The sequence below is a fragment of the Enterococcus sp. GC34 genome (assembly GCF_040886645.1).
Lineage (GTDB): Bacteria > Bacillota > Bacilli > Lactobacillales > Enterococcaceae > Enterococcus > Enterococcus faecalis.
Genome location: NZ_JBFOEF010000007.1, coordinates 66,214 through 90,117, shown reverse-complemented (window position 1 = coordinate 90,117; position 23,904 = coordinate 66,214). Strand labels below are relative to the sequence as shown.

Below are 23,904 nucleotides of genomic sequence, written 5' to 3'. Positions count from 1 at the left end.
ATGGAGGTTTTTGATTATGATACATTTAGGCGTAATTGGTACCAATTGGATTAGTCATCAATTTGTTGCAGCAGCTTTAGAAACGGGTGCGTATGATTTAACGGCTGTTTATTCTCGGAAACTAGCAACGGCACAAGAATTTGGTTCTCGCTATGGTGATGTGGAATATGCAATTGATTTAGAGACGTTTTTTGGTATTGCACATATGGATACGGTTTATATTGCCTCACCAAATTCATTACATTTTGAACAAGCGAAACAAGCAATTTTAGCGAAAAAAAATGTAATTGTTGAAAAACCAGCTTTTTCAACGCCTGATGAGATGGCAGAAATTATTGAATTAGCGAATAAAAATCGTGTGTATTTCTTTGAAGCGGCCCGTAATATTCATGAGCAAAGTTTCCAAAAAATTGCTGAATTATTGCCATTAAAAAACCAAATTTTAGGTGCGAATTTTACGTATATGAAATATTCTTCTCGCTATGATCAAGTATTAGAAGGCAAAGAGCCAAATATTTTTTCTCCTCATTTTTCTGGGGGAGCCTTAGCGGATTTAGGCGTTTATTTAGTTTATGCAGCCTTAGGTTGGTTTGGCGTACCAAAGGAAAGCCATTATTTTGCTAGTAAAATTGCGACAGGTGTCGATGGCTTAGGAACAATTATTTTACGTTATGATCAGTTTGACGTGACGTTAAATACTGGGAAAATTAGTGATTCTTTTGCGCCATCCGAAATTTACTTTGAAAACGGGACCTTGATTTTAGACAGTGTCAATGCTATTTCTTCGGCTGAGTACCATGATCGCGCACATGAAGAACGTGATGTCTTAGATATTCAAGTAGCCGATAATCCAATGATTGAAGAAGCTCGTGATTTTGCAGCAGTTTTAAATAACCCAACAGATAAGTATTGGGGCACCAAGTATGAAGAATGGGTTGAGCTTGCTCGAAATGTCAATAAAGTAGTCACTGATTTACGTCATAGTGCCGGCATTATTTTTGATGCTGATAAATAAGAATTAAGCGATAGGAAAGGAACAATATGAGATTTTTAGAACAACTTCCAGAGGCTTGGCAAGAACAGTGGCAAGCTTCTGGCTTTAACGAACCATCAACAATTCAAGAAAAAAGTTTTACGCCCCTTCGCGAAGGAGAAAATGTTTTAGGAATTTCGCCGACAGGAACTGGAAAAACACTTGCTTATATGCTGCCTTTACTCTTAACTGTTGAAAAAGGACAGGGAAATCAATTGTTGATTATTGCTCCGTCTCAAGAATTAGCTATGCAAATTGCTGAAGTTGCTCGGACTTGGGCTAAGCCACTTCAATTAACGATTCAAACGTTAATCGGCGGGGCAAATGTTTCACGCCAGATTGACAAGTTAAAAAAACGTCCCGAAGTGTTAATTGGAACGCCAGGTCGGATTTTAGAGTTAATGAAGAACAAAAAAGTCAAAGCTCAGTTGTTAAAAACAATTGTAATGGATGAAGTTGATCAACTTTTCCAAGAGGAAGAGCTAAGTTTAACCAAGCAAATTTTGACACACACACCAACCGAATACCAACTTGTTTTTTGTTCAGCGACTGCTGATCGTGTCGTGAATCAAGCGCAATCTTTAAGTCAAAAATTACAGGTGATTGATGTGACGGAAGAAGATACTTCAGCAGGTCAAGTCGCCCACTACTTTATTCGGTTAGCACCAAGAAAAAAAGCTGATTACTTACGTCGTTTGGCCCATACAGAAGCATTCAGAAGCATGGTCTTTTTCAATCAAGTTGCTGATTTAGGTGCAGCAGAAGAAAAATTAGTTTATGAGAATGTGCCGGCTATTGGTCTGGCTTCAGATCAAAGTAAACAGTTGCGTAAATTGGCGATCGATCAATTTAAAGCAGAACGAGTGAAGTTGTTATTAACCACGGATATTGCGGCACGGGGCTTAGATTTCACTGGGGTCCCTTACGTCGTAAACGTAGATGTTCCTTTAACCGAAGAGAGCTATATCCATCGTTCTGGTCGCGTTGGCCGGATGGGTGCACAAGGGGCAGTGATTACGTTTATCAACGATGGCACCAAAAGGGATTATCAACGTTTGATGAAACAATTGGCCATTCCTTATCAGGAAATCTTTTTATATGATGGTGCACTTCATGAGCAGCCAAAAGCCAAAGATGAACTAGAAAAAAAGAACGTAGTCAAAGATACGTATTCAGAAAAAAAGAGTACGAAAGAAAGAAAACCAGAAACAGTAAATTCTGTTGTCAAAGAACCGCAAGAAACACGCAAAAAGAAGAAAAACAAAAAGAAAAACACGAAAAACAAAGGAGCTCGTAAAGCGAAGAAATAACGCTTTACGAGCTTCAAGCAGAACGTTGTATCGAGGAGGATTCCATGAAATCTCGGAAGGAAGAAATCTTAGCGTTACTTCAAAAAAATGAAACTGGCTTAACGGCAGGAGCGGTAGCAGAACAGTTAATGATTGATCGCAGTAATGCCAGCCGTTATTTAAATGAATTATTCAAAGAAAAGAAAATTACTAGAAGTACTGGACGTCCTGTTATCTATTCAGTGCCAACAATCAATGAAGGAGAACAAGTCCATGTAGATGAGTCCACCTCTGTTAGTTTTGACACATTAGTAGGTGCCAATGATTCTTTAAAAGTGAGTATTCAGCAGGCCAAGGCGGCTATTTTATATCCACCAAGAGGTTTGCATACGATTATTTTTGGGAAAACAGGAACAGGGAAATCTCTTTTTGCTGAATGTATGTACCGTTTTGCAATTGATTCAAAAACCTTAGATGAAGATGCCCCTTTTGTCTCTTTTAATTGTGCTGATTATGCACAAAACCCACAATTATTATTTGGTCATATCTTTGGCGTAAAAAAAGGCGCCTATACTGGTGCGAATGAAGATAGTCCAGGCTTAATGGCAAAAGCAGATGGCGGGATTCTCTTTTTAGATGAAATTCATCGTTTACCGCCAGAAGGTCAAGAAATGCTCTTTACGTTTATTGATAAAGGCGTGTACCGTCCATTAGGAGAAAGTGGTCAAACCTATGAAGCCTCTGTTCAAATTATTGGTGCGACAACGGAATCCTCAGAAAACTTTTTAACCACTTTTAATCGGCGGATTCCGATGTCGATTACATTGCCATCTTTAGATGCACGGACGCTAGATGAGCGTTATGCCATCATTTCGTTATTTATTCAGCAAGAGGCAACACGTTTGGGCCAACAAATTGATATCGAACGCGAAGCAGTTTTGGCGTTCATGTTATACGATGCAGAAGGAAATATTGGTCAGGTGAAGCGGGACTTAAAATTAGTTTGTGCTAAGTCATTTCTTTATTATCGGACGCACAATTTAGAACATTTGGTTATCCGTAAACGGGATTTGTCGTTACCTGTCCAAAAAGGATTATTAAAAATTAAAGAAGTACCTGAGCGCTTGGATCAATTTGTCGACAGTAAAAGTAATTATTTATCTTTCCAACCAGGTACCAACAAAATTGTTTGGTCGCAAGATCCAGCTAGAGACATGCAAGTTTACAATGAAATCGAAGAAAAAGTCGCTGATTTGTCCGAAGCTGACTTAGAAAATGTTGATTTAGAAGAATTGATTTCTAAAGATATGAATGCGTATTTTAAAAATTATGTCGAAGAATTAACCCAACATTCTTTACATAAGGAGTTACTACCAGAAGCTATTTGGGACTTAACGAATCGTCTTTATGATATCGCAGAAGAGCGTTTGGAACACACGTACAATGAAACAGCACGCTTTGCCTTTGCGCTTCATTTACAAAGTACGATTGAACGTGTCAAAGAAGGTCACGTGATTGTCCATCCTGATTTAAATAATGTCCGTAAAAACATGAAAAAAGAATTTCAAGTAGCCTTAGATTTATCTTCTATTATTGAAGAAGAGAACAACATAGAGATTCCTTTCGATGAAATTGGCTTTATTAGTATGTTTTTATCTATTAATGTCGGTAAAGAAGAAAGAACTCCAGAAAATAATGTTGGTGTGTTCGTCTTAATGCATGGGGATTCTACTGCCTCAAGTATGTTGAAAACCGCCCAAGAACTTTTAGGAACGTCAATCGGAACAGCGATGAATATGCCGTTAACGATGGAAGTTCAAACAATGTATGAACAATTACGAAACCAAGTAATTACGCAAAAAGAATCGTTAAATAATGGGATTTTATTACTGACGGATATGGGTTCATTAAATTCGTTTGGAAATATGTTGTTTGAAGAAACAGGTATCCGAACAAAGGCGATTACAATGACGAGCACAATGATTGTCTTAGAAGCTATTCGAATGGCAAGCGTGGGACGAAGTTTAGAGGACATTTACCAAAATATTCAACTTTCTTTTGAAAGCGTTGTGAGAGAACAATTTCGCTCTAGTCTGCAAAAACGTCAAAACGTAAAAAAAGCAGTAATCGTGACGTGCTTTACAGGAGAAGGGGTTGCCGCAAAACTATACCAACGAATCTTACCAGTTATTGATGAAACAAAAGTGGAACTGATTCAAATGCAATTTATTGAACGAGAAACGTTTAAAAAGCATATCGACAACTTGATGGAAGAATATGAAATTAAGGCCATTGCGGGAACTGTGGATGTTGAATATCAAAATATTCCCTTCTTTTCCGTCTATGATATTTTTGATGATGAAAAATTAAATGTACTGAAACGGATTGCTAGTGATGAAGTGGCGATTGATACAATTGTTCATTCCCTAAGTGGCGTTATTACTTCTGTGGACTCCTTACAAAAATTAATTCTCATGTTACAAAAAACAGTTCATCAAATACAAACAGACATGCATATTATTGTTGAACCAGGGGTGGATGCCGGAATCATGATTCATTTGGCTTTTCTGGTAGATGCTTTAATTAAAGGAGAAGAAGCAAGAACTTTTCCAAACTTAGCGGAATATGTTAAAACACATCGTTTAGAAATCGATGTCGTACGCACGAATTTTATGTTAATTGAACGGGCGTATCGTGTGACGATCCCGGAAGCAGAAGTTGCGCATGTTACCCAAATGTTTTTAGAAAATGAAATTAAAAGTAAACAATAATAAATAAAAAAACATCAAGAAATGAGAAAACGCTCTCTTTTTTCTTGATGTTTTCTTTTTGTAAGTTACACACAATTTCATGTGTGTAAGCGTTTTCTTTTAGTGTGTGCACGCTTTTTTCGATGACAAAAGCCGTTATATCAGTATTTTAATGAGGAAAAAACTTGGCACAATTATTGCTATAAATAAAGTGTATAACGTCATAATTTTTAAGGAGATGAAGAAAAAATGGCAAAAAAAACAATTATGTTAGTTTGTTCCGCAGGAATGAGCACAAGTTTATTAGTAACAAAAATGCAAAAAGCAGCAGAAGATCGTGGCATGGAAGCAGACATCTTTGCAGTATCGGCTTCTGAAGCAGATACAAACTTGGAAAATAAAGAGGTGAATGTTTTACTTTTAGGTCCACAAGTTCGTTTCATGAAAGGGCAATTTGAACAAAAATTACAACCAAAAGGGATTCCTTTAGATGTAATTAACATGGCAGATTATGGCATGATGAATGGCGAAAAAGTTTTAGATCAAGCAATCTCATTAATGGGATAAGGAATTAAAACGTTTAAGAAAAGTGAATAGCAAATAAGGATAGTGCATGTTACCAAAGGTTTTATTTTGTACGCTCGATTCATTCGTTTAATGAGGCTACTGCCTTTTTAATAAATATAAATGGATACAGGAGGAATAAAAAATGAACGGATTAATGGCATGGATGGAAAAATATATCTTACCAACTGCCGCAAAAATTGGTGCACAGAAACATCTGGTGGCACTAAGGGATGCTTTTATTGGTACATTACCTGCGACAATGGCTGGATCAGTCGCCGTAATGATTAACGCAATTATTCGAGATCTTCCCCAAGAGTTTGTCTCAACTTATGCGGCAAGTTTGGAAGCAGACAAAGGTATTTTTGCAGTATTGAATGTCATCATTGGGATTAATGGTTTTGTTTGGAATGGTACATTGGCTATCGCTGGTTTGATTTTCGCTTTTTCTTGGGGCTATAACTTAGCGAAAGCATACAATGTGAATGAGCTAGCTGGTGGGATTGTCAGTTTAGCTACCTTAATTTCAGGTGTTGCTTTTGCACCAAATAACACAGCTGAATTAGCTGTAAAAGTGCCAGAAAATATTGCCAACGCAATTAATGGGGCAGAAATTGGTGCGTCAATTGCTAATAATCAATTGACTGTCAATCCATGGGGTTGGTTAAATCTCAATCATCTAAATGGTAACGCTTTCTTTACAGTGATGATTATGGGCGCTTTATCAACCATTATTTTTTGTAAATTAATGCAAGCGGATTTAACAATAAAAATGCCTGATTCTGTTCCGCCAGCAGTTTCAAAAGCGTTTGCGGCAATTTTACCAGCAACAATCGCATTGTATGTCGTAGCGATTATTAACTTTACGGTGTCAAAACTTTCAGGCGGTCAATTATTAATTGACTTAATTCAAAAATATATCGCGGAACCGTTCCTTGGGTTATCACAAGGACTAGGCGCTGTGTTAATCGTAACGGTTTTTGTTCAAATTTTCTGGTTCTTTGGTATTCATGGGCCAAACGTTTTGGCACCAGTTCTTGAAGGAATTTGGGGACAAGCACAATTAATCAATATTGATATTTTCCAAAAAGGTTATGAAGGAAAAACAGGAACAGCTGCGGTTTTAGCCGCTATTGACGACGGTAAAGCCTACATGTGGGTCCGTGGTTCGTTTGATGCTTTTGCTTGGTTTGGTGGTTCAGGCGGTACAATCGTCCTAATTATTGCAATCTTGTTATTCTCCAAACGAGCAGATTATTTAACAGTCGGTAAATTATCATTAGGACCTGGAATCTTTAATATCAATGAACCGATTATGTTTGGTTTACCAGTTGTTCTGAATCCAATTATGTTTATTCCATTTGTAATTGCGCCATTAGTTGCTACTACAATTGGCTGGGTTGCAACGTATCTTGGGCTAGTCGCCCCAGTTTCTCAACAAGTCGCATGGGTGACACCGCCGTTGCTATTATCTTTCTTAGCGACAGGTGCCGACTGGCGCGCACCAATTGTAGCGTTGGTATGTATGGTAGTCACTTTCTTGATTTGGACACCGTTTGTTATCGCTGCTAACAAAATGGATCCTGCATTAGGCGAAAGTGAGCAATAGGCAATAAAAACAGCAATTACTTGTATAGAAAGGAGCAAGCGGCATGATTTCGATTGCAAGTGCAATGAAGCAAGAGGAAATTATTACTTTATTAGAGGCATATCAAGGGGAAAATGAAACATTTACTTTTAAAGAAAAGAATGGTATTAAGTTATTTTTTGAAGTTGAAGGAGACCCTGAAACTGCTGCACAAGTTGCAAAACAGCTGATTAAGGAACAACCTTGGGGTAGCGTTTTATACTTCCAAGCAACGGTAGTCTAAAAAGATAGGATGGATGAAAATGATTAGAAATGGATTATTTTTATGTAGTATTGGCTTCTTGATTGTTTTGTATTCGTTGAATCCCAGCTCCTTAAACTATGATTTATTAAGTCTGACAACGGGGATTTTTTTCATTGGACTTGGTGGTTACCTGTTTTTTAAAGGAAAAAAAGTTGCTGAAGAAGAGGCGACAAAGGATGAGGTGAAACGGTAATGGAAATTACGAAAACATTAACTATTTCAGCAGATGAATTTTACACGCAATTAATGAATTCTGTTATTTTTGATATCCGTAAGCAAACAGGCAAAACTCTTACAAGAAAGCAGTTGCGTAAGTTTGAATACATCAAAGAATATAGTAAAAATAGTCGCGCGAAAATAGTTATTGAAGAAGCTGTAGAAAATAAGACCTATCAATTTCGAACATCCACAACTAAAAATGATTTCTCGGTGCGGTATGAGCTCCAGCCAATTGATGAAAAAAGCTGTGAACTGTGTTATACAGAAACAATGGTTTCTTATGGGGCGTTACAAAAACTGAATGATGCAGTATTAGGTATCTTTTTAAGTTATTTTAAAAAGAAACAGTTTTATAAAATGCTTAAAATGATGGAAACTGCTTAAAGGGAAAAAGTGGCTTTTGTCCAGTTGATTCTCTTCAGCTTTAGAAAGTGAGCGATGAGTCGTTTCGACTTATCGCTCACTTTTTTTTGTTGCCCTATTATTTTGGAAACGCACACAAAAAAGCTGTGTGTAATCGTTTTATTTTTAGTGTGTACACGCTTTCTATGTCAAGAAACGTTGTCATATCAAGGTTTTCGATGTGTTAAAACTTGGCACACTTCTTGCTTATATAAAGGTGTAAAGCAAAACAAAGAGAATTTAGGAGATGAAGGAAAATGGCAAAAAAAACAATTATGTTAGTTTGTTCCGCAGGAATGAGCACAAGTTTATTAGTAACAAAAATGCAAAAAGCAGCAGAAGATCGCGGCATGGAAGCAGATATCTTTGCAGTATCGGCTTCTGAAGCTGATACAAACTTGGAAAATAAAGAGGTAAATGTTTTATTATTAGGCCCACAAGTTCGTTTCATGAAAGGGCAATTTGAACAAAAATTACAACCAAAAGGAATTCCTTTAGATGTAATTAACATGGCAGACTATGGCATGATGAATGGCGAAAAAGTTTTAGATCAAGCAATTTCATTAATGGGATCATCAAACTAGAGCAGAAAATGGGGTAGAGGTAATGGACGGACAACAGAACTTAGAAGCAATCATGGGTTTAATCATGTATGGCGGAAATGCTAAAAGCGATGCAATGGAAGCGATTGCCGCAGCAAAATCGGGGGATTTTGAATTAGCAGACAAAAAAATTGCAGATGCAGAAGAATCACTTGTACATGCACATCATTCGCAAACAGGAATGTTAACAGAAGAAGCAAAAGGCAATAACATGCAAGTAACATTGTTAACAGTGCACAGTCAAGATCATTTAATGACTGCGATTGCATTTACAGATTTAGCAAAAGAAATTATCGATCTTTATCGCCGTATTGATAACGAGTAATCTCGTTGTCAATGCGTCTTATAAGAAAAACGCGCTTGAGAAAGCGTTAATTAGGAGGAATAACAATGGACGGATTTGTTCAATGGATGGAGAAACACTTTATGCCGAAAGCGTCAGTAATCGCAGCGCAACGGCACTTGGTAGCAATTCGTGACGCGTTTGTCGTAACGATGCCATTAATGATTTTAGGGGCTTTGGCGGTATTAATTAATAATATTCCAATTCCAGGATATGAGGACTTTTTAAACAAAATTTTCCCAATGATGTATAACGATGCACCAATTTGGAAAAGCTTTGGTGGCAACATTTGGAACGGTACATTCGCAATCTTTGCCGTTTTAGTAGCCTTTTTAGTAGCACACAATTTAGTTAAATCTTATGGAAAAGACGGCATTGCAGCCGGTACAGTTTCTGTAGCTTCATTCTTCGCAGTTGGCGGCTTAGAAGGCATGGGCGCAACTGGATTATTTATTGCTTTGATTATTGCACTTATTTCAGGAGAACTATTCCAACGTTTATCTGGCAATCCTAAATTAGTTATCAAAATGCCTGATGGTGTACCACCAGCAGTAGCAAAATCATTTGCGGCATTATTACCAGCAATGATTACAATCAGTTTATTTAGTTTAATCACATCAATTCTATTTGCTTTAGGAATTGACAATATCGTTATTTCATTCTACGAAGCAGTTCAACAACCATTTATGGGACTTGCAAACAGCTACCCATCAGCATTATTGTTAGCTTTCATTACACCATTCTTGTGGTTCTTTGGTTTACATGGTGCCAACATGGTTGACCCATTAATGCAAACAATCAACGTACCAGCGATTGATGCGAACATTAAAGCTTTAGAAGCAGGTAAAGCAATTCCTTATATTGTAAACAAACCTTTCTTTGATTCATTTGTAAACTTAGGTGGAACAGGGGCAACATTAGGTCTGTTAATTGCTATCTTTATCGTAGGTCGTCGTAACAAACCATACAAAGTCATTACAAACTTAAGTTTAGCACCAGGACTATTTAATATTAATGAACCAGTCATGTTCGGTTTACCAATTGTTTTAAACCCAATCATGTTTATCCCATTTATTTTAGTCCCAATGGTTCTTGTAACTGTTGCGTATGTGGCGACAGCAACTGGTTTAGTACCAGCTGCAACCTTTATGCCACCTTGGGTAACACCACCAATTATTGGCGGATTTTTAGCAACGAAGAGTATCGCCGGCGGAGTTTTAGCAGCTGTTAACTTATTGATTTCTATTTTGATCTACATGCCTTTCGTAAAAGTAGCAACAGATCAATACTTGAAACAAGAAGCAGCCGCAGAAGCAGCTGAGTAAAAAATCGAAGGATTGAATCGTCCGGACTCTTACGGAGGGTTCAATCCTTTTTTTAATGATTAAATCGTAAAGGAGCAAATAACATGAAATATCAATTTCCAGAAAATTTTTGGTGGGGTTCTGCAGCCAGCGGTCCTCAAACAGAAGGCGTTTTTGAAGGTGATGGTAAAGGTCAAAATATTTGGGATTTTTGGTATCAAGAAGCGCCAGAAAAATTCTTTCAACAAGTCGGTCCAGATAAGACCTCACAATTTTATAAAAAATACCAAGAAGATATTCAGTTAATGAAAGAAACGGGACATAACTCTTTTCGAACATCCATTCAATGGAGCCGTTTAATTCCAGATCCTACAACAGGGAAAGTCAATCAAACAGCAGTTGATTTTTATAATCAAGTGATTGATGATTTATTAGAACACGGGATTGAGCCCTTTATGAACTTGTATCATTTTGATATGCCGATGGTACTTCAAGAAAAAGGCGGTTGGGAAAGCCGTGAAGTGGTTGATTTGTATGTCGACTTTGCCAAAACCTGTTTTGAATTGTTTGGCGATCGCGTGAAAAAATGGTTTACGCACAATGAACCAATTGTACCAGTTGAAGGTGGTTATCTCTATGGCTGGCATTATCCTGATAAAGTGAATCTAAAAGAAGGGATTCAAGTACTCTATCATGAAGCTTTAGCTAGTGCCAAAGCGATTGCCGTTTATCATTCTATGAACTTATCAGGTGAAATTGGCATTATTTTAAACTTAACGCCGACTTATCCTCGTGATGAGCACAATGAAGCCGATGTAAATGCGGCTAAATTTGTCGATGGTTTCTTTAACCGTTCGTTTTTAGACCCGGCTGTTAAAGGTCATTTTCCAGAAGATATGGTTGCCTGGGCGAAAGCAAATGACTTGTTGCCAGAAACAACGTCAGAAGATTTAGCAATAATTGCTGAAAATACTGTGGACTTATTAGGAGTAAACTACTATCAACCACGTCGTGCCAAAGCAAAAGAAACACCTGTTGAAACACGACCAGAAGGCTTACTTCCAGAAGATTTTTATGATGTCTACGATATGCCTGGCAAAAAAATGAATCCTTACCGTGGCTGGGAAATCTACGAAAAAGGCATTTATGATACATTAATGAATTTAAAAGAAAATTATGGCAACATTCGCTGCTACATTTCAGAAAATGGCATGGGCGTAGAAGGAGAAGAACGCTTTGTCAATGAACAAGGAGTCATTGAAGATGATTATCGGATTGAATTCGTGCAAGATCACTTGAAATGGGTGCATCAAGCGATTCAAGAAGGTAGTAATGTTCAAGGATATCATATGTGGACGTGTATGGATAACTGGTCTTGGCTTAATGCCTATAAAAATCGTTACGGCTTCATCGCTGTGGATTTAGATGATGATGCGAAACGGACCATTAAGAAAAGCGGTCGTTGGTTCAAAGAAATGACAGCAAATAACGGCTTTTAGAAAGAGAACTGTTTCTGTGATAAAATGAATTGATACAATGTGCGAGGAGGAAAGAAAATGACAACTAAAAGAGTCAAAAAAATGGGCAAAGAAGAAATGAAAGAGATGTTTGATCTTGTCATCTATGCTTTTAATCAGGAACCCACGGCGGAACGCCAAGAACGTTTTGAAAAATTGTTGTCACATACGCAAAGCTATGGCTTCCTAATTGATGAGCAATTAACAAGTCAAGTGATGGCGACACCTTTTCAAGTGAATTTCCATGGTGTCCGCTATCCCATGGCTGGAATTGGCTATGTGGCTTCTTATCCAGAATATCGTGGTGAAGGCGGCATCTCTGCTATTATGAAAGAAATGTTGGCTGATTTAGCGAAACAAAAGGTTGCCCTTTCTTACTTAGCACCGTTTTCATATCCATTTTATCGTCAATATGGTTATGAACAAACATTTGAACAAGCAGAGTATACAATTAAAACGGAAGATTGGCCACGTGTTAAACGAGTTCCGGGTACCATTAAACGAGTTTCTTGGGCTGACGGTAAAGAGGTCATTAAAGACGTATACCTTGAAAATCAAAGAGCGCACTCTGGTGGTGTGATCCGTGAAACTTGGTGGCTGGATTATACGCTGAATCGTGCAAGTAAACCAAATAATCAAGCGATTTATTATTCGCCAGAAGGGAAAGCAGAAGGCTATGTGATTTATCGGATAGCTGCTGGCACCTTTGAAATTGTAGAATGGAACTATTTAACTAATACAGCTTTTAAAGCTTTAGCTGGGTTTATTGGCTCACATAGTGGTTCCGTTCAATCGTTCCATTGGATTAATGGTTTTGCTGGAAAAGATTTAAATGATTTAATGCCAACGCCAGCAGCTTCTGTAAAAATTTTACCTTACATGATGGCAAGAATCGTTGAGTTACAAACATTTCTGGAAAAGTATCCATTTCAATCAGGAGAAAAAGAAACGTATTCTTTAGAGATTGAAGATTCCTATGGGCCATGGAATGAAGGTATTTGGACAATGACAATTGATGAACAAGGAAAAGCGACAGTGACTAAAGGTGCTGTGGAAAAAGAAGGGACTGCTGCTTTGAAAGCAGATATCCAAACGTGGACGCAACTATTCTTGGGCTATCGTTCAGCAGAGACGTTATCTTTTTATGAACGCTTGCAAGGAGACGCAACGACAGCTCAACGTTTAGGCCAACGTTTAGTCAAAGGCATGCCAATTTTAGAAGATTATTTTTAAAAGTGTGTTTATTCGCAAAAAATGACAGAACCTACTATAATAAAAATGTAAAAAGAATTATTTTAGAAAGGTGATGGGGACAATGGCGAAAACGAAACAAGAAAAAGTTGCACGCAATAATAAAATTGGGCAATATATAGCTATTGCGACAGGACTTTATTATTTAGGAAAAATGATTCTTGATCGGCGGCAAAAAAAATAATAGATAAAAGAACGACGTGTTTCACTGAAAGAAAGTATCTCGCATAATTGTTTATGCGGGATACTTTCTTTTTGTCTATTGACAGATGTAGTGAAGACTTCTAAAATTAAAACAGATTGTTCTCGTAGCTCAGTAGGATAGAGCAACCGCCTCCTAAGCGGTAGGTCGCTGGTTCAATTCCAGTCGGGAACGTAAAAAACACCTTCCAAATGTTTATTTGATAGGTGTTTTGTTTTATTTGTGCCAAAAATGTGCCAAATGGTTAATTACTTTTATAGATTTTATCGAATACAGAATCAATCATTTCATCATTCTTGTTATCTAGCTCTTTTATAATGTGTAAGTAAGTAGTTATCGTTGTATCTAAACTTGAATGCCCTAGCCTTTTAGATACATATATAGTATCACAACCTTGATACAATAGAACTGAAGCATGCGTATGACGTAAACCGTGTAAGGTGAATTTTTTTGTTACACCTATTTCAGATAGTTTTTTTCTCAAGTATTTAGTTACTGCGTTATTAGAAATAAGCCCGTTTTGAGAATTGTAAAAGATAAATTGTTCAGGGTTTTGTACCTCTAGTTTATCAAACAATTCTTTTTGAGCTTTCTTGTATTCTTTTAGTAATTGAGCAGTATGAAAATCAATTTTTATTTTACGTACAGAACTTTCGTTTTTAGTTTTTCCCCAGCAATTCATTTTGTAATTCCACGTTTTATGAATATCGATTATTTCATCCTCGAAATTTATATCGTTCCAAGTTGTTCCTAGTAACTCTGCAAAACGCATACCTGTAGCACCAGCTACCACAACCATAATTGGCGATGCGTAGTGTGGGTCAATTCCTTTTTCAGTTAATTCCATTAACCGCTTAAAATCCCCGTAATCTAAAAATTTATCATTTTTGATTTTATCTGATTCTTTACCTTTAATTACAGCTTTTCTAGTTGGATCAAATAGAATAAGTCCTTCCTCAACTGCATCTTTAAGCGATGCTCTGATATGGTTGTTAAATTTGATGACTGTTGACTTCATATGCTCTTCGGCAAACTTATTTAAATATCGTTGGTACAATGGGCGGGTAAGTTGTGAAAGAATTATATTTGGCATATATCTTTCTATATTGTTGAGTGTATCTTTGTATTTTCTGTATGTTATTTCAGAAACGACATCTTTTTTATATAGATTCATCCAATCTTTAAAGTATTCAGACAATAAGATATTTTGTTTATCACCTTGAAGCCCCTTTTTTAAATTATATTCAATTTCATCAGCTGCTTCTTTGGCTTCTCGTTTAGTTTTAAACCCGCTTTTTCTTAATTTGCTATGCGTGCCATCTTGTTTTTTATAAGATATTTCGTATTGCCAAGAATTTCCCCGCTTTATAAATCTAGCCATTGCCTATTCCTCCTGTTTTCTGGTAAAATAGGCATAGCAAATAGGCCTATTTTAGGTTTGTTTTTATAGTTGTGTCATCTCAAACTTTGGACAGGGAGAGATGGCGCTTTTTTTATTGCAATAATTCACGTTTTTTTATTTCAAATTCTTGTTCTGTAATAATGCCATCATCTAATAAGGCTTTAAATTTTCTTATCTCGTCTGCAGAAGATAATACAGTGTTATCTTTATTGTTTGAAATAGTTTTTAGTATTTGATCCAGTTTTGCAATTAATTCGTTGTATCTATCCATTAAACTTTTACCAATCATAGAATCAGTTTTTGTTTCAGTTGTAATTAACATATATTTTACTGTCTGATTATTAGGAAGATGTAACATAACTCCTAATTGCTTAATGGAAGTAAATTCTTTTCCACCTGTTCCAGCACCAACTAAAGCCCCAATAGGGCCAGCTAAAACGCCGCCAACTACTGCACGAGTTATCCCGTGATGTTTTTTTATATTACCACCGACAAAAATGTCTGTGTAATTAATCAAATCATCATAGTTGATAACTTGTTGTTTTCTTGATTCAGAAATACTTTTTGGGATAAATATTTTTCTGTCTGAATCATTAAAATAAATGCCGCCTATTACAATATCATGATTATTTTTAAAATATTCTTTTATTTGCTTTTCTTCGGCTTTCTTTACCTTTTTTTCTTCTTTATTTCCAAATAAAAACATACTATATTCCCCCTTATTTCACTCGCAGGTACATATTAGGATAATATGTGGTATTTCCGTTGTTTAGTTCCTCTAGCTGTTCTACCGATAAACCATGACGTTCTGCAAATTGTTTTCCCGTTTCCCCATCTCGCAACTGATCATAAACTTCTTGTTCTTGATTATTTTCAGATTGAATTTGTGACTCTTGGCCGTTAGCTACAACCGGTTGCTCATCCTGATCTTGTGTAGGGACGGAGGGTTGTTGACCTTGATTATTTCTTTCTATTAATTGTTCCATCGTAATATTGCCAAGATAACTATAGATCTGTCCGCCAGCAGTTAAAGTGCCATCTGCATTTTTCACTAATGTTCTTGCAGTGTTATTCAAAATATATGACATTGTTTGATTACCATTCGCATCAACAGAAAAACTCAAATTTTGGAGCGGAACATTTGGTTGATTAGTGCTAGTCAGTGTTCCGTCAGCATTTATAAAAAATAGATTATCGCTTTGAGGAATACCCCAACCCCCGACAAAATCACCTAAGCTCACTTGTGTTTGCGTTTCATCCTCAACAAATGAAGTGGAAACGCTAGATGTTTCAACTGTTGAACTTGATTCTTTCTCTTTAGTTTTACTAGATGAAACGATTGTAGTAGATGTAACAGTTGTGGATGATTCTTTTGTTTTTACTTCTTTTTTCGTTTCGGAAGAACACCCGGCCAACATTATTAAAGACAAACCTAACAAAATCATCTTTTTCATTTGCAATCTTTCCTTTCGTTTTCACAAGCTCATTTTTACATAGTTTATTAATTTTGATGGATCATAATTATATCTAAATTGATTTATTGCTGTTCTAGCTAAACTTTGATTTAACAAAATAAATTTTGTTAAGAAATCGTATAATCTAACATAAAGTGCAGCTGCACTCATTTCAAACTCATCACAAATTTGATAAAAAGACATTCGCTTTCTAAAACATTCTTTTAGAGCTTCGTTATTAATCAAAGCAAGTGATGCAAAAATATTAGCTCGCAATTCTTTTGGTGCATCTTCATCACTATATCCTTTTCCTGACAACAAGTCTGAAAAACTTTGAGACTTACAATCCTTATTCATATCAAAAAAATAATGTGCAGATTCATGAAGTATTGAAAAATTTTGTCTTCCTTTAACCATTGTTGAATTATAGGATATTCCACACTGATCATGTAATCTGATTATATTACCAGAAAATATTTTTCTTGAAACTTCTCCAAATTTATAAGGAATAATATCAACATTTTCTACGTCAATCATGTAATCTCTGTAGTGTTTCCATCGTAATTCTTTTAGTTCTATTCCGTAATAATTTGCTACCTTTTCTATGATAATATATGCCTGGTCATGATATTCAAAATAAGTATCGTAGTCTAAATTCATAAGCTTTCATCCAATCATTTGTTTTTAAGTCTTGACTTCATAAATTCTAAATACTCTTTCAGCTCTTCTCTAAGTTGATTTTTTTCTGATTCTGTCAAATCTTCGGTATTTACGCGGAAGAATGTTGCGATTTCATCTTCTTCTATATTATCAGGGTTTGGATTTTCAGTACGACCTAATAAATAATCTACAGAAACATTGAAATAATTGGCTACAGCTTCAAGTTTATCCGAAGACGGTGTTCGCTTATTCCATTGATAAATAGTATTTCGTCCAATATTTATTTCTTCTTCAAGCTGATAAATAGATAAATTTCTATCTTTTGCCAGTTTTTTTATACGTTCCAAAAGGTTCATATCAAAGCATTCTCCTTCTAGTTACGTGTTATTTACAAAAAAAGTTAGTAAAATCGTTTGACATTTACAATATTTGTTAGTAATATAATCACGTAAGCTAATTTATTAGCTAATAAGTTCTCAAATAAAACCTATAAACAAAACTTAAAAATCGTTGGGGAACGGTAAAAGTATTGATTTACAAGGCTTTTAAAGTCTTATTTAGCTATGGGTATATTTTACAATATGTGTTAGAAAGTGTCAACGTATTTTACTAAATTAGCTAATTTTTTAGCTTACAAATTAAAAATAAAAGGAAGTGAACAATAAATATGTCACAAGATTTAGCAATTGACGTAAGAGCAGCTCTAATTCGTGCAGGAAAAAACCAATCTTGGTTAGCGAAACAACTAGGGATTTCAAGCCCATACTTATCAGATATCCTTCATGGTCGCAGACGTTCAGAAGAACAAGTTCAAAAAATCAAAAAAATCTTAAATATAAAGTGAGGTGTTTAGTTATATGTCTCAAGCACAATACTTAGAAGCTAAAATTCCAGTACCTTCAGATTACGTTATTATCTCTAAAATTGAATATGAAGAATTAAAAAAAGCTGATGAGACAGGAAACTGGATGACGTTAAAAGAGGTATTAGATAGGGTAAATCGTGGATATGAATGGTTTACGAGTAATGTATTGAAAAATCCCAGATATAGAAAAATATTAGATGTAGATAAAAATAAAGATGGTTTTGTTTATTATCCAGGGGACGGTCGCGATACTTATCTTTTTCAGAGAAGAAAAATGCTTGAATTTTTAGATGAAAATTTTGCAGATATTTTAAAGAAAGGAAGTAATTAAAAATGAACAATTTAGTAATTATGAAAGATCAACAAGCAGTAACAAGTAGTTTACAAGTTGCTGAAACTTTCGGAAAAGAACACAGAGCTGTTTTAAAAGCAATTGATGATTTGAAAGAGGGGCTTGCACAAAAATATGCAGACCTATTTTGTGAAGACACTTATATTCATCCGCAAAACAAACAGGCTTACCGTGTTGTTTATATGAATCGAGATGGATTTACGCTAGCAGTATTAGGTTTTAATAACTCTCAAAAAGTGTTGGAATTCAAACTGAAATATATTGAGGCTTTTAATCAAATGGAAAAAGAAATTCAACAGCCTAAATTACCAACCTCAAAGCGAGAATTAGCTTTACTAGCTTTATCAGCAAATGAAGAAACAAATGAGCGTGTAGATGTAATTGAAAAAGAAGTAGCCGACTTAAAAGACAATCAAAAAATCGGTGCAGATGATTATGGCTACTTATCACGTCGAGTTCATCAACGAGTAGCAGAAGTTGCAAGAGGATTTGGGAAAATCACAAAGGAACAGCGTGGCAAGCTTTACAAAGATATTAATTCAGGTATTAAGCAAATCACAGGGGTGGGTACTCGATCACAATTAAGAGAAAAACATTATCCAATCGTAATTGAATATATTAACGACTGGGAGCCGTCCACAGCCACAAAAACAGTTGTAAGACAAATGAGTTTTGACTTAAACGACATAGCATAGGGAGAATATTATGGCTTATACAACTGAACAAGAAAGCTGGATACTCAACCAAATCAAAAAAGAGCGTAAACAACTACAAGACGATAGAGCAGCGCTTAGACAATCAGAACAACTGACCGAAGGAAAAGGCTATCAAATTGAAAAAGAACTCGAATTTTTAAGATACTTAGAGATTCAAAATAGAATGCATATTTAAGGAGAAATGAAATGAGAAAAATTTATAACTTAAGAAGAATTGCAGTATTGCTAATCGTATTCGGACTAGGACTGTTAGTAGGCGGAAATTTTAATCCGATTATCCAAAATGTATATATCGGCTTATTCATCATTTGGACACTGTTTTATGATCTGGCACTTGAAGATAGAGAGGTTAAGAAATGACAAGAAAAGACAAATTAGAACAAACGAAAAAACTTGCTGATTTATGGTATCAGCAACAGAAAAATAAAATATACATTGCGCAACAAAAAGAGCGCAGAGGTGTCGCATGACGACAAAAAAGCGACTTAAGCCGGCAAGCAATAAGTCGCATACAAAAATTATACAAGAAAAATTATATCACAGAAACGAGGTCTTGTGAATGAATCGTAGTGAAGCAGATGCGCTAGATCAATTTTTAACAGAGCCGTTAGAAGAATTACAGAAAATCGAACCAGAATGGGAGTATGACGAGGAGGAAGATAGCCGTGGCAACACTTTATGAACTTAGCAACGATTATTTAAAAGTTTTGTCATTAGCTGAAGAGCTTGATGATGGAACATTAAAAGATACGTTAGATAGTATTAGCGATTCAATCGATTTAAAAGTAGAAAACACAGCAAAAGTAGTTAAAGAACTTGAAAGCAACATATCTATTGTTGAAAAAGAAATCAAACGGCTACAGTCACGAAAAACAACGCTTTCTAACAATGTAAAGAACCTAAAAGGATATCTGCAAGATGAAATGGAAAAGGTAGGCAAAACGAAAATCAAGGGCGAATTATTCAATGTAGGAATTCAAAACAATCCAGTTTCTGTGAATATTATAGACGAAAAATTAATTCCTATTGGCTTTTTAATTCCTCAACCTCCCAAAGTTGATAAAACAGCTTTGAAAGAAGAATTGAAACATGGGGAAATCAAAGGTGCAGAATTAGTTCAAACTAAGAGTTTGAGAATTAGATAGGAGGTTTCAATATGGAAATAAAAAAGGCTAAACGCGAAAAAATAAAAGTTCCTATCATGATAACTGGCGCAAGTGGTAGTGGAAAAACAGTAAGTGCATTGTTTATTGCTAAAGGAATTATTGAAAAAATGCATTCAGACTTATCAGAACAAGAACAATGGGAAAAAATAGGTGTCATTGACACTGAGCACAAACGATCGTTGTTATATGCTGATTCAACCATTGGAAATGTCGACATAGGGGAATTTTTGCATATTGATTTTGAAGCACCATTTACTGTACAGCGATATATACAGGCTTTTAATTTATTCAAACAAGCTGGGGTTGAGGTGGTGATAGTCGATTCTCTAACACATGCTTGGAGTGGTGAAGGTGGCATTTTAGAACAAGTAGAAAACCATCAGAGAGGCAACTCTAAAAATCAAATGTTGGCTTGGAATAAAGTAAAACCATTAGAGAAAGAATTTCTTAAGTTAGTAACAGGAAATTCAATGTATGTGATTGGAACGTCTAGAAGTAAGCAAGCCTACGACATGGAAAAAAATGAACAAGGTAAAACACAAGTAGTAAAACTAGGGTTGAAACCTGATCAAAAAGATAGTTTGGAATATGAATTTGCTATCGCTTTACGTATTGATCAGGACCACATAGCAGAAGCTACCAAAGATAACTCAAATATGTTTAATATGCCTTTTAAAATAACAAAAGAAGTAGGCGAAAAAATATATGAATGGAGTAGCGAAGGAATAGATTTAGAAAAATTAAAAGATGAATTAATTAGTAGTATTACAGAACTTGCTACACAATCTGAAAATCATGAAAATATGTTTAAAGAGTTGCACAGCAAGATTAACAACGTACCTTTAAAAAACGTAAAAACTAAAGTTCTTGAGCGTATGAAAGAAATGTTAGAAAAGATTGAAGTTCCTAGTGTGAAACAACAAAGTGAAAACGAACTCGATGAAGAACAAACAGAATTATTTGACGAGGCAAATCCTCCTATTGCAAATGATTTTGAAAAGAAGTGATTGAATGATTGGGAAAATCATAAAACATAAAGGGAATATGGTGGCCATCGAATTTGAGGATGAAATAAATTCAAATTTTCTCGAACTTCTGGCTAATAACGATGATAATTTAGCAAAAGTTGAATTCTTAGATAATCGACAGATGTCTCAAAAACAGAATGCACTTTCTCACGTTCTAATAGCCGATGTAGCACGTTGGAGCTATGACGAACCTAAATGGATTGAAAGTGTCTTGAAATACTACTACGAAGCTAAGAGTGGTGTTTATTTTGAACATAGTAGAGCTACCAAGAATGAAGCGACTGAGTGGATCGGTTTCTTAATTGAGTTCATTTTGAAAAACGATATACCACTTGAAAAAAGATACCAATACTTGCTTGAAAATAACAAATGGTTTTATTACTGCCTGAAATATCGTAAGTGCTGTATTTGTGGTAAACATGCTGACGTTTGTCACATTGAGGTTGTTGGTATGGGGCGTAATCGTAAAAAGATTAATCATGAGACATTCACATTTTATGCTGGTTGCCGTCAACACCATCAAGAGGAACACCAAATAGGCACTAAGAACTTCTTGAATAAGTATAAAATTAAACCAGTGAAATTGAATACGGATGAACGTAAAAAATTAAACATAGGGGGATAACAAATGGAGAGAGCGTTTAAAGGTATTTGGATCCCTAAAAACGTTTGGCTTGATGATGAATTAAGCTGGATAGAAAAATTTTTGATAGTTGAGATTGATAGTTTAGACAATGAAAATGGCTGTTTTGCTAGCAATGAATACTTTTCAAATTTCTTTGGTCTTAGTAAAGATAGGGTTTCTAAACTTATATCTGGATTAAAAGAAAAAGGCTACATTGACGTAAGCTATCAGTACAAATCAGGGACAAAATCAATAGAGAGACGTGTAGTTAAAATTACCGATAGGTATAGGCGAAAACAACTAGAGGGTATAGGTGAAAATAACTATAGGGGTATAGGCGAAAACGCCAAAGATAATAATACATTATTTAATAATACAGAGAATAATACATTTAATAAAAAGAATAGTGTTGAGCCAAGCTCAACCATGTCCGAATTATTCGAAAAAATTTGGCAAACTTATCCCAAGAAAACCAACAAGAAAAAAGCTAAAGAGCAATTTTTAAAGAAATTTAAGTCAGAAGAAGATTTGGACCAGTTCCAAAAAGGATATAAAGATTACCTTAAGTATATCAAATTAAACGACTGGTATCATCCACAAGAATTGTTCCGCTGGATACGTGATGAACGTTTTAACGATGAATACGACTTGTCTGAAACGACAACGCAAGCAAGATATACGAATCCTCCAGTTAGACAAGAGCAATTACCAGATTGGGTAAATGAACCAAAACAAGAAGAGGAAAAACTATCACCAGAAAAGCAAGCTGAACTTGATAGGCAAATAAAAGAGTTCATGGAGGGGAAATGATGAAGCCAAATAAATTATTAAAGCATTTGAAAAGAGCTGTCTGCAATAGAGAGACTAGACCTATTTTACAATGTGTGCATTATGATTCTGACGGAAGTTTAACTGCTACAGATTCACATAGACTTTTATATATTAAAGATTTTCATGAACACAAAGAAACATTTAATCAAGACATTAAAACCCTAGAGATAAAGCATGAAAATTATCCTGATGTATCAAGATTAATTCCAGATAAAAACATAGCAAATTTAAAAATCAAAGTAAGTCTAGCTGTTTTGTTAAGAGTTGCAAAATCTTTAAAGACACCAACAGATGAAGTTATCAAGTTGGAAATCACAGGAAATGAAATAACTTTAACAAATCAAAATGATGAAGTTTATTATGGCAAACCAGTCAAAGTTAAAATTGGGGCAGAAATAAAAGGTGAATCAATGACAATTTCTTTTTTAGTCAAATATATCATTGAAGCATGTGAATTTTTGTTGGATGCCAAAGAAATGTATGCGTTAGATACAGTTGACATTTATTTATTTTCAGCTATACGACCAATTGTTATGGAAATTGAAGATGGGAAATATATGTATTTAGTAACACCAGTTAGAAATTTTTAGGAGAATGAGGAAATGAATGAATTAGTTAAATTAATTGAGAAATGGGCAAGAGAAAAAAATCTAGATATCGCAGATCCTGAGAAACAAATGCTAAAAGTGGTTGAAGAAGTCGGAGAAGTCGCAGCAGCATTAGCAAGAAATAATAAAAATGATTTAAGGGATGGTATCGGTGATGTTGTTGTGACACTAGTTATTCTCGCTATGCAAAATGATATGGATTTATATGAATGTCTGAACCAAGCGTATAACGAGATTAAAGATCGTAAGGGAAAAAATGTCAACGGTGTGTTCGTTAAGGAGAGTGATTTGAATGATAAATAATGTGGTATTAATCGGAAGGCTGACGAAAGATATAGATTTACGCTACACCGCAAGTGGTTCTGCAGTTGGAAGCTTTACTCTTGCTGTGAACCGTAACTTTACGAATCAAAATGGTGACCGTGAAGCAGACTTTATCAACTGTGTGATTTGGCGTAAGCCTGCTGAAACAATGGCTAATTATGCTCGCAAAGGAACATTATTAGGAGTTGTTGGAAGAATTCAAACTCGTAATTATGACAACCAACAAGGCCAACGTGTCTATGTGACTGAAGTTGTTTGCGAGAGTTTCCAATTATTAGAGCCAAAAAGCGCCAATGAGAATAGAAATAGCATTCAGAGTTCACAGAATAGCGTTACAGGCGTTCAAAATAATTTCGAGAGTAATTATGCCACGAATCAAAACAAAGGCTTAAATCAGCAAAATAACAGCCAACAAATGTCGTTTGGTGGAGATGTAGATCCGTTCGCAGGCGCAGGTAATTCAATCGACATTAGCGATGATGATCTGCCTTTTTAGGAGGTTAAA

Annotated in this window: 31 protein-coding genes and 1 tRNA gene; 27 read left to right on the top strand and 5 right to left on the bottom strand. The window is 35.5% G+C overall.

Going from position 1 to position 23,904, the window contains the following annotated elements; genetic code table 11:
* The first annotated feature begins 16 nt into the window (after positions 1 to 16).
* From AB3I72_RS08655 to AB3I72_RS08590, 14 genes are all read left to right on the top strand, one after another.
* Entirely contained in the window at positions 17 to 1,015 is a 999-nt protein-coding gene (locus AB3I72_RS08655; protein WP_002383416.1) for a Gfo/Idh/MocA family protein, read from the top strand.
* A 26-nt stretch (positions 1,016 to 1,041) separates the two neighbouring features.
* On the top strand, positions 1,042 to 2,343 hold the full coding sequence (locus AB3I72_RS08650; RefSeq protein ID WP_061100737.1) for a DEAD/DEAH box helicase: 1,302 nt from the start codon (positions 1,042 to 1,044) through the stop codon (positions 2,341 to 2,343).
* A gap of 44 nt (positions 2,344 to 2,387) precedes the next feature.
* Positions 2,388 to 5,093 (top strand): sigma 54-interacting transcriptional regulator, encoded by a 2,706-nt coding sequence (locus tag AB3I72_RS08645; protein ID WP_002355912.1) that lies wholly within the window; start codon positions 2,388 to 2,390, stop codon positions 5,091 to 5,093.
* A 228-nt stretch (positions 5,094 to 5,321) separates the two neighbouring features.
* Positions 5,322 to 5,639 carry a PTS sugar transporter subunit IIB gene (locus AB3I72_RS08640; RefSeq protein WP_002355913.1) on the top strand — a complete coding sequence of 106 codons (318 nt, stop codon included), beginning with the start codon at positions 5,322 to 5,324 and terminating at the stop codon, positions 5,637 to 5,639.
* A 142-nt stretch (positions 5,640 to 5,781) separates the two neighbouring features.
* Positions 5,782 to 7,245: a PTS sugar transporter subunit IIC gene (locus AB3I72_RS08635; RefSeq protein ID WP_010712192.1), complete on the top strand. Its 1,464-nt coding sequence runs from the start codon at positions 5,782 to 5,784 to the stop codon at positions 7,243 to 7,245.
* 43 nt (positions 7,246 to 7,288) lie between these two features.
* The gene (locus tag AB3I72_RS08630; protein WP_002378139.1) at positions 7,289 to 7,507 is read left to right on the top strand and encodes a hypothetical protein; all 219 of its coding nucleotides are present in this window, start codon (positions 7,289 to 7,291) and stop codon (positions 7,505 to 7,507) included.
* A gap of 13 nt (positions 7,508 to 7,520) precedes the next feature.
* Positions 7,521 to 7,721, top strand: a complete 201-nt coding sequence (locus AB3I72_RS08625) for a DUF3188 domain-containing protein (protein ID WP_002355916.1) — start codon at positions 7,521 to 7,523, stop codon at positions 7,719 to 7,721.
* Positions 7,721 to 8,131: a DUF3284 domain-containing protein gene (locus AB3I72_RS08620; RefSeq protein ID WP_174120936.1), complete on the top strand. Its 411-nt coding sequence runs from the start codon at positions 7,721 to 7,723 to the stop codon at positions 8,129 to 8,131. The genes AB3I72_RS08625 and AB3I72_RS08620 overlap by 1 nt, the downstream gene beginning before the upstream one ends.
* A gap of 275 nt (positions 8,132 to 8,406) precedes the next feature.
* Complete coding sequence (locus tag AB3I72_RS08615; RefSeq protein WP_002355918.1) at positions 8,407 to 8,733, top strand: PTS sugar transporter subunit IIB; 327 nt, start codon at positions 8,407 to 8,409, stop codon at positions 8,731 to 8,733.
* A 22-nt stretch (positions 8,734 to 8,755) separates the two neighbouring features.
* The gene (locus tag AB3I72_RS08610; protein ID WP_002355919.1) at positions 8,756 to 9,076 is read left to right on the top strand and encodes a PTS lactose/cellobiose transporter subunit IIA; all 321 of its coding nucleotides are present in this window, start codon (positions 8,756 to 8,758) and stop codon (positions 9,074 to 9,076) included.
* Between the two features lie 65 nt (positions 9,077 to 9,141).
* Positions 9,142 to 10,419, top strand: coding sequence for a PTS sugar transporter subunit IIC (locus AB3I72_RS08605; RefSeq protein ID WP_002355920.1), 1,278 nt, complete (start codon positions 9,142 to 9,144; stop codon positions 10,417 to 10,419).
* 83 nt (positions 10,420 to 10,502) lie between these two features.
* Positions 10,503 to 11,897 (top strand): glycoside hydrolase family 1 protein, encoded by a 1,395-nt coding sequence (locus tag AB3I72_RS08600; RefSeq protein ID WP_368023838.1) that lies wholly within the window; start codon positions 10,503 to 10,505, stop codon positions 11,895 to 11,897.
* Between the two features lie 57 nt (positions 11,898 to 11,954).
* Positions 11,955 to 13,148: an enhanced intracellular survival protein Eis gene (eis, locus tag AB3I72_RS08595; protein WP_368023837.1), complete on the top strand. Its 1,194-nt coding sequence runs from the start codon at positions 11,955 to 11,957 to the stop codon at positions 13,146 to 13,148.
* Between the two features lie 320 nt (positions 13,149 to 13,468).
* Positions 13,469 to 13,542 (top strand) — tRNA-Arg (locus tag AB3I72_RS08590).
* Positions 13,543 to 13,612: 70 nt separating this feature from the next.
* Here AB3I72_RS08590 and AB3I72_RS08585 read toward each other — a convergent pair.
* The 5 genes from AB3I72_RS08585 to AB3I72_RS08565 all read right to left on the bottom strand — a co-directional run bounded on the left by AB3I72_RS08585 (position 13,613) and on the right by AB3I72_RS08565 (position 17,240).
* Positions 13,613 to 14,749 carry a site-specific integrase gene (locus AB3I72_RS08585; protein ID WP_252709834.1) on the bottom strand — a complete coding sequence of 379 codons (1,137 nt, stop codon included), beginning with the start codon at positions 14,747 to 14,749 and terminating at the stop codon, positions 13,613 to 13,615.
* A gap of 112 nt (positions 14,750 to 14,861) precedes the next feature.
* Positions 14,862 to 15,476 carry an SHOCT domain-containing protein gene (locus tag AB3I72_RS08580; protein ID WP_252709833.1) on the bottom strand — a complete coding sequence of 205 codons (615 nt, stop codon included), beginning with the start codon at positions 15,474 to 15,476 and terminating at the stop codon, positions 14,862 to 14,864.
* Positions 15,477 to 15,489: 13 nt separating this feature from the next.
* Entirely contained in the window at positions 15,490 to 16,224 is a 735-nt protein-coding gene (locus tag AB3I72_RS08575; protein WP_368023836.1) for a DUF4950 domain-containing protein, read from the bottom strand.
* A gap of 21 nt (positions 16,225 to 16,245) precedes the next feature.
* A complete protein-coding gene (locus AB3I72_RS08570) occupies positions 16,246 to 16,884 on the bottom strand; it encodes an ImmA/IrrE family metallo-endopeptidase (RefSeq protein WP_010716880.1) in 639 nt (212 codons plus the stop codon).
* A 14-nt stretch (positions 16,885 to 16,898) separates the two neighbouring features.
* Complete coding sequence (locus tag AB3I72_RS08565; protein WP_368023835.1) at positions 16,899 to 17,240, bottom strand: helix-turn-helix domain-containing protein; 342 nt, start codon at positions 17,238 to 17,240, stop codon at positions 16,899 to 16,901.
* Between the two features lie 311 nt (positions 17,241 to 17,551).
* On the opposite strand from AB3I72_RS08565, the gene AB3I72_RS08560 reads away from it, so the two are divergent.
* From AB3I72_RS08560 to ssb, 13 genes are all read left to right on the top strand, one after another.
* The gene (locus AB3I72_RS08560) at positions 17,552 to 17,728 is read left to right on the top strand and encodes a helix-turn-helix transcriptional regulator (RefSeq protein WP_002364354.1); all 177 of its coding nucleotides are present in this window, start codon (positions 17,552 to 17,554) and stop codon (positions 17,726 to 17,728) included.
* A gap of 13 nt (positions 17,729 to 17,741) precedes the next feature.
* Positions 17,742 to 18,080, top strand: coding sequence for a DUF771 domain-containing protein (locus AB3I72_RS08555; RefSeq protein ID WP_252709831.1), 339 nt, complete (start codon positions 17,742 to 17,744; stop codon positions 18,078 to 18,080).
* Positions 18,081 to 18,082: 2 nt separating this feature from the next.
* Positions 18,083 to 18,796, top strand: coding sequence for a Rha family transcriptional regulator (locus AB3I72_RS08550; protein WP_252709830.1), 714 nt, complete (start codon positions 18,083 to 18,085; stop codon positions 18,794 to 18,796).
* A gap of 10 nt (positions 18,797 to 18,806) precedes the next feature.
* Positions 18,807 to 18,992: a hypothetical protein gene (locus tag AB3I72_RS08545; protein WP_113826010.1), complete on the top strand. Its 186-nt coding sequence runs from the start codon at positions 18,807 to 18,809 to the stop codon at positions 18,990 to 18,992.
* An 11-nt stretch (positions 18,993 to 19,003) separates the two neighbouring features.
* On the top strand, positions 19,004 to 19,177 hold the full coding sequence (locus tag AB3I72_RS08540; protein WP_002404922.1) for a hypothetical protein: 174 nt from the start codon (positions 19,004 to 19,006) through the stop codon (positions 19,175 to 19,177).
* Between the two features lie 199 nt (positions 19,178 to 19,376).
* On the top strand, positions 19,377 to 19,499 hold the full coding sequence (locus AB3I72_RS08535; RefSeq protein ID WP_002364322.1) for a hypothetical protein: 123 nt from the start codon (positions 19,377 to 19,379) through the stop codon (positions 19,497 to 19,499).
* Positions 19,483 to 19,962, top strand: coding sequence for a siphovirus Gp157 family protein (locus AB3I72_RS08530; protein ID WP_002381628.1), 480 nt, complete (start codon positions 19,483 to 19,485; stop codon positions 19,960 to 19,962). The genes AB3I72_RS08535 and AB3I72_RS08530 overlap by 17 nt, the downstream gene beginning before the upstream one ends.
* An 11-nt stretch (positions 19,963 to 19,973) precedes the next feature.
* A complete protein-coding gene (locus AB3I72_RS08525) occupies positions 19,974 to 20,990 on the top strand; it encodes an AAA family ATPase (protein WP_368023834.1) in 1,017 nt (338 codons plus the stop codon).
* Positions 20,991 to 20,994: 4 nt separating this feature from the next.
* Positions 20,995 to 21,636, top strand: coding sequence for a putative HNHc nuclease (locus AB3I72_RS08520; RefSeq protein WP_368023833.1), 642 nt, complete (start codon positions 20,995 to 20,997; stop codon positions 21,634 to 21,636).
* A 3-nt stretch (positions 21,637 to 21,639) separates the two neighbouring features.
* Positions 21,640 to 22,446, top strand: coding sequence for a helix-turn-helix domain-containing protein (locus AB3I72_RS08515; RefSeq protein ID WP_368023832.1), 807 nt, complete (start codon positions 21,640 to 21,642; stop codon positions 22,444 to 22,446).
* Positions 22,446 to 23,057 carry a DNA polymerase III subunit beta gene (locus tag AB3I72_RS08510; RefSeq protein ID WP_153853877.1) on the top strand — a complete coding sequence of 204 codons (612 nt, stop codon included), beginning with the start codon at positions 22,446 to 22,448 and terminating at the stop codon, positions 23,055 to 23,057. The genes AB3I72_RS08515 and AB3I72_RS08510 overlap by 1 nt, the downstream gene beginning before the upstream one ends.
* Before the next feature lie 12 nt (positions 23,058 to 23,069).
* Positions 23,070 to 23,378 carry a MazG-like family protein gene (locus AB3I72_RS08505; RefSeq protein ID WP_010783686.1) on the top strand — a complete coding sequence of 103 codons (309 nt, stop codon included), beginning with the start codon at positions 23,070 to 23,072 and terminating at the stop codon, positions 23,376 to 23,378.
* Positions 23,368 to 23,895 (top strand): single-stranded DNA-binding protein, encoded by a 528-nt coding sequence (gene ssb, locus AB3I72_RS08500; RefSeq protein WP_063855925.1) that lies wholly within the window; start codon positions 23,368 to 23,370, stop codon positions 23,893 to 23,895. Before AB3I72_RS08505 ends, ssb begins: the two co-directional genes overlap by 11 nt.
* Positions 23,896 to 23,904: the final 9 nt, after the last annotated feature.

What these genes read in the sequence shown, in the direction of transcription:
- AB3I72_RS08550 (WP_252709830.1), top strand. Translation starts at nt 18,083, where the DNA reads ATGAACAATTTAGTAATTATGAAAGATCAACAAGCAGTAACAAGTAGT.
- eis (WP_368023837.1), top strand. Translation starts at nt 11,955, where the DNA reads ATGACAACTAAAAGAGTCAAAAAAATGGGCAAAGAAGAAATGAAAGAG.
- AB3I72_RS08650 (WP_061100737.1), top strand. Translation starts at nt 1,042, where the DNA reads ATGAGATTTTTAGAACAACTTCCAGAGGCTTGGCAAGAACAGTGGCAA.
- AB3I72_RS08565 (WP_368023835.1), bottom strand. Translation starts at nt 17,240, where the DNA reads ATGAACCTTTTGGAACGTATAAAAAAACTGGCAAAAGATAGAAATTTA.
- AB3I72_RS08620 (WP_174120936.1), top strand. Translation starts at nt 7,721, where the DNA reads ATGGAAATTACGAAAACATTAACTATTTCAGCAGATGAATTTTACACG.
- ssb (WP_063855925.1), top strand. Translation starts at nt 23,368, where the DNA reads ATGATAAATAATGTGGTATTAATCGGAAGGCTGACGAAAGATATAGAT.
- AB3I72_RS08570 (WP_010716880.1), bottom strand. Translation starts at nt 16,884, where the DNA reads ATGAATTTAGACTACGATACTTATTTTGAATATCATGACCAGGCATAT.
- AB3I72_RS08520 (WP_368023833.1), top strand. Translation starts at nt 20,995, where the DNA reads ATGATTGGGAAAATCATAAAACATAAAGGGAATATGGTGGCCATCGAA.
- AB3I72_RS08545 (WP_113826010.1), top strand. Translation starts at nt 18,807, where the DNA reads ATGGCTTATACAACTGAACAAGAAAGCTGGATACTCAACCAAATCAAA.
- AB3I72_RS08645 (WP_002355912.1), top strand. Translation starts at nt 2,388, where the DNA reads ATGAAATCTCGGAAGGAAGAAATCTTAGCGTTACTTCAAAAAAATGAA.
- AB3I72_RS08640 (WP_002355913.1), top strand. Translation starts at nt 5,322, where the DNA reads ATGGCAAAAAAAACAATTATGTTAGTTTGTTCCGCAGGAATGAGCACA.
- AB3I72_RS08635 (WP_010712192.1), top strand. Translation starts at nt 5,782, where the DNA reads ATGAACGGATTAATGGCATGGATGGAAAAATATATCTTACCAACTGCC.
- AB3I72_RS08575 (WP_368023836.1), bottom strand. Translation starts at nt 16,224, where the DNA reads ATGAAAAAGATGATTTTGTTAGGTTTGTCTTTAATAATGTTGGCCGGG.
- AB3I72_RS08610 (WP_002355919.1), top strand. Translation starts at nt 8,756, where the DNA reads ATGGACGGACAACAGAACTTAGAAGCAATCATGGGTTTAATCATGTAT.
- AB3I72_RS08600 (WP_368023838.1), top strand. Translation starts at nt 10,503, where the DNA reads ATGAAATATCAATTTCCAGAAAATTTTTGGTGGGGTTCTGCAGCCAGC.
- AB3I72_RS08630 (WP_002378139.1), top strand. Translation starts at nt 7,289, where the DNA reads ATGATTTCGATTGCAAGTGCAATGAAGCAAGAGGAAATTATTACTTTA.
- AB3I72_RS08580 (WP_252709833.1), bottom strand. Translation starts at nt 15,476, where the DNA reads ATGTTTTTATTTGGAAATAAAGAAGAAAAAAAGGTAAAGAAAGCCGAA.
- AB3I72_RS08605 (WP_002355920.1), top strand. Translation starts at nt 9,142, where the DNA reads ATGGACGGATTTGTTCAATGGATGGAGAAACACTTTATGCCGAAAGCG.
- AB3I72_RS08655 (WP_002383416.1), top strand. Translation starts at nt 17, where the DNA reads ATGATACATTTAGGCGTAATTGGTACCAATTGGATTAGTCATCAATTT.
- AB3I72_RS08585 (WP_252709834.1), bottom strand. Translation starts at nt 14,749, where the DNA reads ATGGCTAGATTTATAAAGCGGGGAAATTCTTGGCAATACGAAATATCT.
- AB3I72_RS08560 (WP_002364354.1), top strand. Translation starts at nt 17,552, where the DNA reads ATGTCACAAGATTTAGCAATTGACGTAAGAGCAGCTCTAATTCGTGCA.
- AB3I72_RS08615 (WP_002355918.1), top strand. Translation starts at nt 8,407, where the DNA reads ATGGCAAAAAAAACAATTATGTTAGTTTGTTCCGCAGGAATGAGCACA.
- AB3I72_RS08515 (WP_368023832.1), top strand. Translation starts at nt 21,640, where the DNA reads ATGGAGAGAGCGTTTAAAGGTATTTGGATCCCTAAAAACGTTTGGCTT.
- AB3I72_RS08540 (WP_002404922.1), top strand. Translation starts at nt 19,004, where the DNA reads ATGAGAAAAATTTATAACTTAAGAAGAATTGCAGTATTGCTAATCGTA.
- AB3I72_RS08525 (WP_368023834.1), top strand. Translation starts at nt 19,974, where the DNA reads ATGGAAATAAAAAAGGCTAAACGCGAAAAAATAAAAGTTCCTATCATG.
- AB3I72_RS08505 (WP_010783686.1), top strand. Translation starts at nt 23,070, where the DNA reads ATGAATGAATTAGTTAAATTAATTGAGAAATGGGCAAGAGAAAAAAAT.
- AB3I72_RS08555 (WP_252709831.1), top strand. Translation starts at nt 17,742, where the DNA reads ATGTCTCAAGCACAATACTTAGAAGCTAAAATTCCAGTACCTTCAGAT.
- AB3I72_RS08625 (WP_002355916.1), top strand. Translation starts at nt 7,521, where the DNA reads ATGAAAATGATTAGAAATGGATTATTTTTATGTAGTATTGGCTTCTTG.
- AB3I72_RS08510 (WP_153853877.1), top strand. Translation starts at nt 22,446, where the DNA reads ATGAAGCCAAATAAATTATTAAAGCATTTGAAAAGAGCTGTCTGCAAT.
- AB3I72_RS08535 (WP_002364322.1), top strand. Translation starts at nt 19,377, where the DNA reads ATGAATCGTAGTGAAGCAGATGCGCTAGATCAATTTTTAACAGAGCCG.